At 58.1% G+C, this 13,301-nt stretch carries 8 protein-coding genes; 2 read left to right on the top strand and 6 right to left on the bottom strand.

The window, feature by feature from the left end; translation table 11 throughout:
* Window positions 1-105: 105 nt before the first annotated feature.
* From xylB to F1542_RS15450, 4 genes are all read right to left on the bottom strand, one after another.
* Entirely contained in the window at window positions 106-1,575 is a 1,470-nt protein-coding gene (xylB, locus tag F1542_RS15465; protein ID WP_193733826.1) for a xylulokinase, read from the bottom strand.
* A 401-nt stretch (window positions 1,576-1,976) separates the two neighbouring features.
* The gene (locus F1542_RS15460) at window positions 1,977-3,119 is read right to left on the bottom strand and encodes an acetoin dehydrogenase dihydrolipoyllysine-residue acetyltransferase subunit (RefSeq protein WP_193733825.1); all 1,143 of its coding nucleotides are present in this window, start codon (window positions 3,117-3,119) and stop codon (window positions 1,977-1,979) included.
* A gap of 1 nt (window position 3,120) precedes the next feature.
* Window positions 3,121-4,149 (bottom strand): alpha-ketoacid dehydrogenase subunit beta, encoded by a 1,029-nt coding sequence (locus F1542_RS15455; RefSeq protein WP_193733824.1) that lies wholly within the window; start codon window positions 4,147-4,149, stop codon window positions 3,121-3,123.
* A gap of 194 nt (window positions 4,150-4,343) precedes the next feature.
* Complete coding sequence (locus F1542_RS15450) at window positions 4,344-5,309, bottom strand: thiamine pyrophosphate-dependent dehydrogenase E1 component subunit alpha (RefSeq protein ID WP_193733823.1); 966 nt, start codon at window positions 5,307-5,309, stop codon at window positions 4,344-4,346.
* A gap of 217 nt (window positions 5,310-5,526) precedes the next feature.
* On the opposite strand from F1542_RS15450, the gene F1542_RS15445 reads away from it, so the two are divergent.
* Window positions 5,527-6,492: a helix-turn-helix domain-containing protein gene (locus tag F1542_RS15445; RefSeq protein ID WP_193733822.1), complete on the top strand. Its 966-nt coding sequence runs from the start codon at window positions 5,527-5,529 to the stop codon at window positions 6,490-6,492.
* 266 nt (window positions 6,493-6,758) lie between these two features.
* Window positions 6,759-8,555, top strand: a complete 1,797-nt coding sequence (locus F1542_RS15440; protein WP_193733821.1) for a Hint domain-containing protein — start codon at window positions 6,759-6,761, stop codon at window positions 8,553-8,555.
* A 140-nt stretch (window positions 8,556-8,695) separates the two neighbouring features.
* Here F1542_RS15440 and F1542_RS15435 read toward each other — a convergent pair whose 3' ends face one another.
* A complete protein-coding gene (locus tag F1542_RS15435; RefSeq protein WP_227672794.1) occupies window positions 8,696-10,945 on the bottom strand; it encodes an EAL domain-containing protein in 2,250 nt (749 codons plus the stop codon).
* 75 nt (window positions 10,946-11,020) lie between these two features.
* Window positions 11,021-12,994, bottom strand: a complete 1,974-nt coding sequence (locus F1542_RS15430) for a bifunctional diguanylate cyclase/phosphodiesterase (RefSeq protein WP_227672793.1) — start codon at window positions 12,992-12,994, stop codon at window positions 11,021-11,023.
* Window positions 12,995-13,301: the final 307 nt, after the last annotated feature.

Below are 13,301 nucleotides of genomic sequence, written 5' to 3'. Positions count from 1 at the left end.
CTCTCTGTTCCCCTGTTCATGCCCGATATGGGCGACATGGTCGTTATAGGCTATAACAGCCTTTTACCCGGTCGGGACATGCCACAAGCATGACGCAGCGCCCGTTCAGGCGGGCTGCGCATCCATTGCGGAACGAAGGGCAGGATAAAGCCTGCGGTAAAACGCCAGCGGCGCGGCATAGGCGCTGACCAGTTCGGGATCGGGATCCAGTGTTTCCTCGCGCTGCTGTGGCAGGCAGACGGCCTCCACCGCCTCCCCCGTCACGGCAATGCGGGCCAGGCGGGCGGCGCCAAATGCGCCCCCCTGCTCCCCATGCGCCAGTCGGTGCAGCGACAGACCCGTGACGCTGGACAGGATGGAAACCCATGTGCGGCTGTTGGATCCGCCACCGATCACGTCCGCCTGTGTCACGATGGAACCGGCATTCGCCAGCGCATCCACCACATCGCGGAAGGAAAAGGCGACACCTTCCAGCACGGCCTGCGTCATGTCCGCGCGCGTGGTGTTATGGGACAGGCCGGCAAACATGCCGCGGATACGCCCGTCATTATAGGGTGTCCGTTCACCCGACAGATACGGCAGGAAAACAACAGGCGATGGCCGCGTCACATGCGCGGGCAGTTCCGCCAGCAGGTCGCGCTCCGCCATGCCGGTCGTACGCGCCCACCATGCCAGCGAAGACGCAGCCGACAGTGTCACCCCCATCTGGTGCCACATATCGGGCACGGCATGGCAGAAAGCATGGATCCCACCCTGTGGATGCGGCCGAAACCGGTCGGTTGTCACCCACAGCACGCCCGATGTCCCCAGCGACAGGAAAGACGACCCTGCCCTGACCGCGCCCAGCCCCACGGCACCCGCCGCGTTATCACCGGCACCGCCCGCCATGACCGGGCGCGCATTCATGCCCCAGCGCCGGGCCAGTGCTGAATCCAGAATACCTGCGGGCGCCGTGCCTTCCACCAGTGCCGGCATGTTGTCACGCCGCAGGCCGGTCGCCGCCAGCGCATCATCGGACCAGCAGCGACGCCCCACATCCAGCCATAGCGAACCCGCCGCATCCGACATGTCCTCGATCATGTCGCCGGTCATGCGGTAACGCAGCCATGCCTTGGGCAGCAGGACATGGCGGGTGGCGGCAAAGACCCCCGGTTCATGTTCTGCCACCCACAGCAGCTTGGGCGCGGTAAAGCCCGGCATGGCGATGTTGCCGCATATTTCACGACTCTGGGGAAACCTGCGTTCAAATTCCGCGCATTGCGCCACCGCGCGCACGTCATTCCACAGGATGCACGGGCGCAGCACATCACCATCCCGCCCCAGCAGGACCGCGCCATGCTGCTGACCGGACAGGCCCATGCCCGTAACCTGCGCCATTTCGGCCGGATGGGCGGCGGCCAGCGCGTCCATCGCACCCAGCAGCGCCGTCCACCAGTCCTGTGGTGCCTGTTCGTTCCACCCCGGATGGGGCGAACTGACACGCAACGGATATGAATGACTGCCTATGACATGCTGGTTGCCGTCAACCAGAACGGCCTTGAGGGCGGACGTGCCCAGATCAATTCCGACAAACATTATTATTATTCCCGTGCCGTAACTGGTTTTCCAGTCCGACTGTTCTTGCTTTGCCGCTTTGTTATGCTCCAAGTGAATACACATCGGGGGTGGCATGGCAAGTCCGTGGGGCACACCTTCTGGTGACCTGCAGTCACAGAAAATTTTTCGCAATACGAAACATTACAGGCGAAAGGGGGACAGTATTCGATATCGTTATTAATTAGAAACAGTTCCGTGCATAAAGAACCATTCCTGAATCCTGCCAGTGGAATATCCAGCATTCCATAAGAATGCTTTCGGCATGGTCGCTTAAGGTAAAACACGGGAATGCCGCCTTTTTGAAAAAAGGCGGCACCCGGAAACTTTTATTTATCAGTGGGAAAATTCTACGAATACAGCCTGTATTCAGGTTTTTACCTTTATGTAGCGACGACTTTCGATTTCATGAATTCCTCCACCATTTCATTAACTCTGGCTGCGCTTTCCAGCTGGGGCATATGCCCGATATCCGGCAGGATGTGCCGTTCAACGGCCGTGGACAGGCCATCGGCCTGTGTCGCGGGCAGGATTTCATCTTCCCGGCCCCAGATCACGGTTACCGGAATATCCACCGCCGCCAGCGCGGGACGCAGGTCATCGCCCTGATGCCCGCCCGGGAAACAGGCATCCGCCACCGTGCGCAGTGCGGCCTGCACTCCATCCAGCCGTTTATAGCGCAGCACGTCATCTGACATGCGCCGCCCGATCAGTGATTTGTCATGCACAAGGTATTTCAGCACGTCCTGCACCGCGCGCACGCGATCGGCTTCGATAAAGCCGTTGATGAAGGTCATGTTGATCTGCGGCCCAAGCCCGGCAGGCGCCACCAGCACCAGCGAGGCCACGCTCTGCGGAACAGTCTGCGCCAGTGTCAGCGCAATACCACCACCCAGCGAATGCCCCATGACATGCGCCTGTTCAATTTTAAGCTGCGCCAGAAGCTGCGCCGTAACATCGGCAAAGAACGCCAGCGTGCCCGGCCCGACATCCTTTGATGATCCGCCATGTCCCGGCAGGTCAAAGGCAATGACACGTCGCCCATGCGCAAGGGCTGCGTGATTGAGCATCCAGTTTTTCAGGTCACCGCCAAACCCATGGATCAGCAGCAGGGGCGTGCCATCGCCTTCCCCCCGTTCATGCACGCGCAGGGTATGATCGCCCACCGTCATCATGACCGGTTCATCAGCCGGCGCACTGTCCGACTGCGCATCGGCTGATGCCGCAAATTCAGTCTGGAAGCGGGTAATGAAGGCGTCAATATCCGTATCCGGCACCGCCGGGTCGGCCACAACGCCAATCAGCGCACCCACGGGCAGCATTTCCCCGTTGCTTGCGACCTGTCGCCGCAGCGTGCCGGTTACGGGGCTTTCAAAGGCATTGGTGATCTTGCTGGTTTCGATATCAACCAGCTCGTCACCGGTTTTGATGGCCGTGTCCGGTTCGACCATCCACCCGGCAATCTTGCCTTCGGTCATGGCCAGCCCGAATTTAGGCATGGTGATGGGGGTTATGTCATGGGTCATGTCAGACTTTCTCCACTACGCGATGGGCCATGGTGGCGGTCACGGCGGCCTCGATCCTGTCCACGCTGGGCAGGTACAGCGTTTCCAGAACGGTGGCGAAGGGAACCGGCGTATGCGGCGGCACCACGCGGCGGATGGGTGCGCGCAGGGTATCGAATGCCTCTTCAGCCACAATGGCCGCGATATCGGTGGCCATGTTGCACCGTGGGCTGGATTCATCAACGATCACCAGCCGCCCGGTATCGGCTACGCATTCCAGGATGGTGTCGCGATCAAGTGGGGACGTCGTGCGCGGGTCAATGACCGTGCAACTGATTCCCTTCTTTTCCAGCCGGTCGGCCGCCTGGTTGGCCAATCCGACCATGCGGCCAAAGGCGACGATGGTGACATCGCGTCCCTCCCGCGTCAGGTTGGCTTCGCCAAACGGGATGGCATAGGGTTCGTCCGGCACGTCTTCCTCCTCATCATACATCACCTTGTTTTCAAGGAAGATGACGGGATCATCATCGCGAATGGCTGAAATCAGCAGGCCCTTGGCTTCGTAGGGTGAGGACGGGATGACCACCTTCAGGCCGGGAATATGCGTAAACAGCGGGTACAGCGCCTGACTGTGCTGGGCGGCGGCATTGAAGCCCGCGCCGAACATGGCACGGATCACCAGCGGGGTGCGGGCCTTGCCGCCGAACATGTACCGGAACTTGGCCGCCTGGTTCATGATCTGGTCCAGACAGCAGCCGACGAAATCGACAAACATCAGTTCCGCCACCGGCCGCAGTCCGGTCACGGCGGCACCTGCGGCGGCCCCGATATACGATGCCTCGGTAATGGGGGTATCCAGCACGCGGGTGTCGCCAAATTCCTCCAGCAATCCCTTGGTCACGCCCAGCACGCCGCCCCATGCGTCCGTTACGCCAGCCGATCCGCCACGGCCGCCCGCGACATCTTCACCCATCAGGATGACGGTGGGATCGCGGCGCATTTCCTGCCGCAGGGCTTCATTGATCGCCTGCCGAAAGCTTTTCTTGCTCATGGTTCATTTCTTCCATGCATTGGAGGCTGTTTGGAAACAACCTGGTGATAAGAAATAAAAGTTTCCGGGCGCCGCCGTTTTTCAGGCGGGCGGCGTCTTTCCAAGCTTTCTGGAAAAATCTTTGCCAAAAACTTTCTTATGGTTGCAGGGTGTTTCCTGATCTGATTTTTCAGGCAGCCTCCCGGGGATACGGGTCAGTAACGGACATACACATCCGCCAGCAGGTCGGCGGATTGCGGCAGCGGGTCGTCCTTGGCCTGCACCACGGCGGCCTCGATTTCGTCCGCGACGGCGGCATCGACCTCATCGAGTTCGCTGCCCTCAAACAGACCAGCCTGTGTCACGCGCGTGCGGAACAGCTTGAGACAGTCATGGTCGCGTTTGGCAATCGCCACTTCATCCGCCGCGCGGTAGGTCATGGCGTCCCCTTCAAAATGTCCGTACCAGCGCGCCAGGTGGACATGCAGCATGACCGGCCCCTTGCCTTCTCGCGCATGGGCAATCGCCTCACCCGCGGCCTGATGGACGGCAAAGTAGTCCGACCCGTCACATTCGATATAGGGCATGCCAAAACCCGCCGCCCGTGCCTGCTGCGTGCCGGCGCAGGCATAGGACGCGGCAGTGGCCTCGCCATAGCCATTATCTTCCACCACGAACACGGCAGGCAGGTTCCATACGGAAGCCAGGTTGAGACTTTCCAGTGTCGATCCCTCGTTCGACGCCCCATCGCCATAAAACGCCACGGCCACCCCACCGTCACGCAGGGTCTTGTGCGACAGCGCCGCCCCGCAGATCAGCGGCGGGCCGCCGCCCACGATCCCGTTCGCCCCCAGCATGCCACAGGCAAGATCGGCAATATGCATCGACCCGCCCTTGCCACGGCATACGCCAGTGCTGCGGCCATAGATTTCGGCCATCATGCCTGCCACACCCACGCCCTTGGCAATGCAGTGGCCATGGCCGCGATGGGTGCTGGCTATGGTGTCGTTATCCGTCAGGTTGGCGCACACGCCTACGGCGGATGCTTCCTCGCCACAGTACAGATGAACGAAACCGGGAATTTCCCCCGTGGCGAATTCAACATGCAGGCGCTCTTCGAACATGCGGATGGTCCGCATGGCCCGGTAGGAGCGCAGCAGCGTTTCACGCGCTATTTGCATGGTTATTTTCCCTGTTTTTTTTCTGGTCCCGCAGCACTGCGCCTGTGCATGCTGCCGGGCTGTGTGCAGCACACACGCATTGCGCCATTGCAGGCAAGGACACACCACGGCCCGTTCACGCCCATGTGACGCGACGTGTACGAAGTGTCGCGAAACCGCGACACTCAGGCAGGTGTTTATCCGCCACCCCCCGCAATACTGAACGCAAGGAAACAGCATGCTGCATGGTTCCAGCTTCCTGCGTCCTGCCGTTGTGGCCATGGATACGCTCCAGACGGGGCTTGAAGCCTCATGGCAGCGTTGCCGGCACGAGTACGGCCTTGACCCCGCAGCGGCCACCCTGCCCGACGTACTGTCGGGCGCGGAACTGCGGCAGGCATGTTTGCGCATGGGGCGGCTGCTGTATTTTGCGGGGCCGGAAATGGAACGGCTGCACACGGCGCTTGCCCCGGTTGGTTATACCGTCATGCTGTCGGACATGGATGGCATCGTACTGACGCATCAGGCGGCCAGCCCCCTCCGACGTGGTTGCCGCCGGTGGCATTTCTGGCCCGGCGCGGTATGGGACGAACGTCATGCCGGGACAAACGGCATCGGCACGTGCCTGGCTGAACAACGCAGCATAAGCGTCCACCGCAACCAGCACTGGCGCAGTGGCCTGCATGGGCTGGCAGGGATTGCAACGCCGGTTTATGACGCATCGGGCCGGATGGCGGGCGCGCTCAATGCCAGTTCGTTCCATCCCACGCCCGATGGCAGCCTGGGCGTGCTGATTGCATCCAACCTGCTGCAGGCGGCGCAGCAGATCGAACAGGCCTGTTTCATGGACCGGTATCGTGGCCATGCCATCATGCTGCTGGGCAATGCGGCAGGGGCGTCCGTTCCGCTGGTCGCACTGGACCGCGACCGGCACGTAGTGGGGGCGACCCATGCCGCGCGTGCGCAGATGGGCTTTCCCCCCACGCAGGATGTAAATATGTGCCTGCTGGATGATACGGCCATCCCCGCTCCGACCGCGCCATTGCGCGAAGCCCAGACCATGGCCATCCATACCGCACTGGCCAGCGCACGCGGCAAGGTTGCGGTCGCCGCGCGCATGCTGGGCATAAGCCGGTCCACCCTGCACCGCAGGATCCGTACCATTGCGGAACAGGAGCAGGCGCAGGCCGACGCACGCGCCTGAACGCCATGGACCCGGCGCCACCGGCACATATCAACGCAGGGTCTTCCCCTGTTTTCACGGACAGGCGGCCTGTTTCCGTCATCACGATGCCACGTCGTCCGTTTACGGATTGATCATTTTTATAAAATAGACTGCGAATTCGGATTTTATGAACTTCCCTGCCTGAACCATTCCAGAAAAAAGGTGCCTGACATGCTGCTTATTAAAATAAAAATCCGTTATCGTAATTTCAAAACAAATATATAAATAAAAAAGGATAAATGAAAATGTCAGACACAAATATTCTTTATGGATATGAAAATACCGTCGATCAGAGCGGCGATTATATTCTTGCTCCAGCAGGATGGCTAATTGGAATCGTAGGTATAGGCGGCGCAACTGCCACATTCGAAGGAAGCGATGTCAATGCGACCCTCTCCTTTGCCCCGACCCTGGTCGGTGCGCTAAACCCCTATTCCGTAACATCCGAGGACGGAGCGCATGTAACACTGACCGGCACCGACGGATCCCTTATATCCGCCCTGACCGGCACCACGATTACCGCAAACGGGGGAACCGTCACCCTGGCGGGCGAAGATGCCATTTCAGCCCTGTCCGGCACCACCTATAATATCGAGAATGGTGGCACCCTGATGATCAACCAGGTGCAGGGGGCCGATGCCATCGCCGCACTGGGGGGGTCAACGGTCAATTTCGGCACGGGTGGTGGAACACTGGTCATTACACCGGGGTCCAATGTATCCATTCTGGAATTCCCCAGCATCACCGGGTTTGACCAGCCGGGCGCAACCATAGAAATTCCGAATGCGACCGCCATTGCTTCCGTATCGCAGTCCGGCGACAGCACCAATATCGTCACGACCACCGGCCAGACCATTCAGGTCCAGGGTGATTTTTACGATTACGCGACCCAGCACAACCTGTTCCAGTCAACCAGCGACGGGAATCTGTATATCAGCACCACCCCCGTCAACAGCACGGGCGATACGGGCGTTCTGGTCTGTTTCCTGCCGGGTTCGATGATCTCCACCCCATCCGGTGCGGTTGCGGTGGAAGACATCCGGGAAAATGACGAAGTCCTGGCGCTGGTGGACGGCCGGATGATCCCACGCAGGGTGACATGGGCTGGCAGGGCACGGGCACATGTCCGTGCAGGCATGCCCGATGATGAAGCGGGGTACCCCGTGCGGATCATGCAGAACGCCATTGCCGATGGCGTGCCCTGCAAGGACATGCTGATAACGGCTGAACATTGCCTGTTTTTTGACGGCCGGTTCATCCCCGCCCGCATGCTGGTCAACGGGCGGTCGATCTTCTACGACCACGCGATCCGTTCCTATGATTACCATCACATAGAAACAGAAGAACATTCTGTCATCATGGCCGACGGCATGCTGACGGAAAGCTATCTTGATACCGGCAACCGTCGTGCCTTCCAGCAGGATGGAAATGTCATCCGCATTGGCGGAAAGGTCCGTGACTGGGCCCAGGATGCGGCAGCCCCCCTTGGCGTCAGTCAGGATTTTGTTGAACCCCTTTTCCGCCAGATCGAGGCACGGGCAATTGCGGCGGGCCGGGATAATGTATCCGAAACTCCTGCCCTGAATGACGATCCCGCACTTTACCTGCTGACGGAAACGAATGCCGTCATCCACCAGATACGCGCAGCCAACGGGTTTGTCTTTTTCATGATCCCCCCCGGCGTGCAGGACGTGCGCATCATGTCCCGTACTGCCCGCCCATCGGATACAATCGGTCCGTATGTGGATGATCGTCGCCAACTGGGTGTACTGGTCAAGGACATCAAACTGTTTGAGGGCAATGCCACGCGTACCATCACAACCCATCTTGCGGAAAATGCACCGGCAGGATGGTACGATGGCTGGTACGCGCCACGCAACGTTCCGTGCCGATGGACGGATGGGCAGTCATCCCTGCATCTGGGTACGCATTACCCCACCGCTGCCATGCGTCTGCTCTGCATCGAGATTCTTGCAGGTGGCCCCTATGCCGTTGTCGAAAACGACACGGTCGAAACGGATAGTCCACGCCTTACAGCCTGAACAGGCATGGATTTAGGCCGATCAGGGGAGTAGATGAAATATCTGCTCCCCTATCTGCATCAGTTGCCCCCTAAAACCCGCCCTGTCGTAAAAATTTTTGGTGAAGCTTTTTTAAAAAAGTCGGCGCCCGAAAACGTTTATTATTTTGATTTGGCCTGACCTGAATTCTGTTTCTTACCCGATATCTTGCGCATCGCTGGCATGATTTTGCGTGGTTGCCTGAACCACGTTTCAAGATCCCTGGGCGCCATGGGTTTTGCAAACAGGTAGCCCTGCATGACATCACAATGCAGGCTTTCCAGAAGTTCATACTGCGCTTCGGTTTCAACCCCTTCCGTAACAACGGTCATGCCCAGACGGTTGCCGATGCCAATAACAGCGGTGGTCACGGCCTGCGCATTTGCATCATGTTCCAGATTCATGATGAAGCTGCGATCAATCTTGATTTCCGTCAGCGGCAGACGGGTCAGGCGCGACAGGGATGAATAACCTGTTCCGAAATCATCCATGGACAGGCCAACATTCAGATTACGGATGGCATGCAGCACATCCATCGTATCCTTGTTTTCATCCATCATGACGCTTTCGGTTATTTCTACCGTCAGTCGCGTCGGTGCGATACCGAACCGGGTCAGCAGGTTGGAAATCATTTCAGGCAACTGCCGCTTGCGGAAATGCCCTGCGGACAGATTGACCGATACCGCCGGGATCACGACGCCATCATGATCCCATGCGACAATCTGGCGGCAGGCTTCTTCCAGGCACCACGCACCGATCGCCTCGATCTGCCCGGTATCTTCCGCCACCGCAATGAAGCGTGAGGGGAAAATATTACCCAAATGCGGATGATGCCATCGCGACAGGGCTTCCACCCCATACAGGCTCCCTGTTTTCGCTTCAATCTGCGGCTGGTAATGCAGGTTCAGCAATCCCTTGGCCAGGGATTCACGCAGGGCGGACCCAAGGACAAGACGGTCCTGTGCCGCGGTATGGTCCTCCGGTGTCGCGACGCGGAATGTGCCCCGCGCTTCCTTCTTGGCAAGACGCATCGCGGCTTCGGCATGGCCGATCAGGGACTCACTGTCCGGGCCATTTTCGGGAAACATGCTGATCCCTACACTGACCGAAGCCGCAAGGAAATTCCCCCCGATTTCGATGGGTGCTTCCATGCCATGGATCAGCGTTTCGGCGAATGCCGTTGCACTGGCGGCCTTGGTATCAGGCAGGATAATGACGAACTCATCCCCGCCTGCCCGGCTGAGGATATAATGGCTACGGCACAGGCTTTTGATCCGTATGGCCACGGCTTTCAGGAAATCGTCCCCGTTGGCATGCCCTAGCGCATCGTTAATATCGCGGAAACGGTCCAGGTTGAGCATCAGCACCGCGAAATGGTTATCGCCCGGCTTGCCCACCTGGGTTTTCAGGACCTTGTGAATGGCGGTCCGGTTGAGGAAACCCGTCAGGGGGTCATAATTTGCCAGTTGGGAGATATGGTGCCGGGCATCGTACTGTTCGATCAGCACACTGCAGAACGGCACGCAGCCTGCCACGACTTTCCGGGGCCAGTCGCTGGTTTTATTCAGGTTGCGTGAAAACAGGGCAAATATTCCCGATATCTTCCCGTTGCCTGCCTTGATGGCGGATGCCCAGCAATGATGGAGGCCCAGCGAAACCCCGAGGGATTTATAGCTGTCCCACACAACTGTCGCGGCCTCATCCAGATCATTGGACAGGGCCATGATGTCCGCATCGGACAGGGTCACGTTTTCCAGCGCCGCGGCATAACGTCGGGGCAGGCCGGGGCCAGACAGAACGCGCAGGCGATGTTCTTCATCAATCAGGACCAGAATGGCGACCGTATTGGGAACGAAATTTTCAACCTCGCGACAGACAAGATCAGCCACATCCTGAATCTGCATTTCGGTCGAAAGGGACTGAAAGACCGTATTCTGCAGATCCAGCAGCTTCTTGCGGTGATTTTCTTCCGTTACGGCCTTGATGGACGCCAGATAGTATTTCTCACCCTTTGGACCGATCGGGCTTGCTGACAGCGTCAGTTCACCTGTGATGTAATCGCCATGCCTGTTCTCGAATATGATTTCCCGCGACGTGCCGACAATTGCGTTGATATCCGTCTCACGGTTACGGGCGATGTAGCCATCATGCCCCTGCCGGGCGAAATCCGGCACCAGCATCCCGACATTATGCCCAAGAACCTCGTCCTGCGTATAACTCCACAGCTTTTCCGCGCCGGTATTGAAAAAAATGACATCATTTTTTTCATCGATGACAACAATGGCCTCGGTCGCGTCATGGAGCAGGCGCAGCGCCGCAACCCCCGACAGGGATGGTTTGCGGGACGGTGGGGCAATAAGAAGTTCATTCATGATGATAGGCCAGTTCACAATTGGGCAGGCACGGTGCGTTGGTCTGCATGGAAGACGGCAGAACGGGATCGTGGATCAGGCAGGTTGCAGTCCCAGTGCTTCGGCACGCGCCGGACGTCCCAGCAGGAAACCCTGCCCCGCCACGCAGCCTTCGCCCCGCAGGACTTCAAGCTGCCGTGGTGTTTCAATCCCTTCCGCCAGCACGGAAATATTCATGGTGCGGCCAAGGGCCAGGACGGAACGGACGATGGCGGCCGCATCCGAATTGGTTTCGATCCCCTTCATGAAACTGCCATCCAGCTTGATCCGGTCGAACGGGAAAGACCGCAGCGTATCGATGGATGAATAACCCGTCCCGAAATCATCCAGTGCAATCGAAACACCCAGTTCCTTGATCCTGCGTACGATTTCCAATGCACGTTGCTTGTCATCAATAATTGAAGTTTCCGTTAATTCCAGTTCCAGCCGCGCGGGGGGCAGACCTGTATTTTCCAGTGTTTCCTGAACCAGCCGTGACAGGTCAGGATGAAAGAACTGCACCGGTGACAGGTTGACCGCCAGCTTATACGAAGGGTCCCAGTGGGCCGCCTGTGCGCATGCGGTCTGCAACACCCATTCCCCCAGGGGAATGATCAGGCCATTTTCTTCCGCCACGGGAATGAACTGCGCAGGGGGCACCTCGCCACGTTCGGGGTGGTTCCAGCGCAGCAGGGCTTCGTAGCCAAAGATCTCACCCGTCGCTATGGCCGTCTGTACCTGATAATGCAGGGACAGTTCGCCCTTTTCCATTGCAGTCCGGAGATCCGCCGCCAGCGCGCGCGCTTCACGGACCGTTTCATCCATGGAGGGTTCGTAATACGCGACCGTCCGCACCGGATCCGCCTTGGCGCGATACATCGCAAGGTCCGCGCGTGTCACAAGTGTTTCCTTGTCGGTCGCATCCTTCGGGAACAGCGCCAGCCCCACGCTGCCGCCGGTTGTGACGGCATAATCATCAATCGGGATGGGCAGGTTGATGGCTTCCTCGATCCGGGCAACAAAAGCATTCAGTTCGTCTGGGTCGCTGGTCAGATGGACTGCCGCGAATTCATCACCACCCAGCCGGGCCACGAATTCGCCTTTCCCCAGCATCTCGGTAAATCGGTTGGCAATGGTGACCAGAACGGCGTCCCCTGCGGCATGCCCCCTGACATCATTGATTTCCTTGAATTTGTTAAGGTCAATGCCAATCAGCGCGAACTGCGTCGCGTCCTTTTTGGCATCCTCGATCACCTGGTCCAGATGATCGTTGAAGCTGACACGGTTGGGCAGCGACGTCAGGGCGTCGTGCAGGGCCATCTGGCGCATGCGTTCATAGGATTCCGCCCGCGTCGCATCATCAATCGAAAAGCTGTTCCCGCCCGTGGCGACAAGCAGAAGGGTCGTAATGGCCAGCGCAACCCCAAGGACAACCGGGGTATTGCCACCTGCCGTCAGGTCAGCAGACAGCATGGTCGTGCGCATGGCGGATACACCGACAAAATGCAGGCCGGCAATGGCCGCGACAAACAGGACCGTCGCCAGAAGTTCACGATGCCGGTTCCCGCTACGCAACAGGCACTGAAGCGACAGGGTGCCAAAAGCCATGCCCAGCAGCAGGGACAGGCCGATTGTTGGCGCGCTCCATGCCATATGTTCGCCAAAATCCACTGCATACATGCCTGAATAATGCATACCAGCAATAGCCAGCCCCAGTACGATGCCCCCCATGGCCGGTCCCATCCGGCTTTTGCTGGTGGTCGCGATAACGGTTGCCGCCAGCACGCCCCCGGCCGCAATCGCAAACGAAAACAGCGTGAACGGAATGTTCAGCAACCCGGCCACGCCGGGCATATAGGCCAGCAAAGCCAGAAAGTGGGTGCACCATATGGTGGTCGCACCAGCCGCCGCACATTGCAGATACCATGAATGGTTTTGCCGCCCGGGTGTCGCAGCAATACGCGCCATGATGCGCATCGTGATCCATGACCCTGCAATGCAGACGATCAGGGCAGAAATCAGAAGGGGCATGTTGGAGTCCACTATCGTTTCAAGCAATTGAAGCACGGCATTATTCCATGATGAAGCATACGATGTAGTATTTAGTACTATTTTAATTATTTATTTTTAATTCATGCATTATTATTTTTATAGGTATTTTATATAACTGCGCATGAATAAATATTTTCAGATCTATTTATTATGCGAATTTTTACAAACCCTAAAATGATTACTTTTTATGTCAGATATCTACCTCTTTCGATCGCAGATAGGGCAATATGAATACAAATAAATAAAATGTGATATGTTATTTATTCAGTTTAGTATAATTATTTAT

The sequence above is a fragment of the Komagataeibacter sp. FXV3 genome, from assembly GCF_015155755.1.
Lineage (GTDB): Bacteria > Pseudomonadota > Alphaproteobacteria > Acetobacterales > Acetobacteraceae > Komagataeibacter.
Note: the sequence above shows the minus strand (reverse complement) of the source record. Positions and strands in the feature narration are given on the sequence as shown.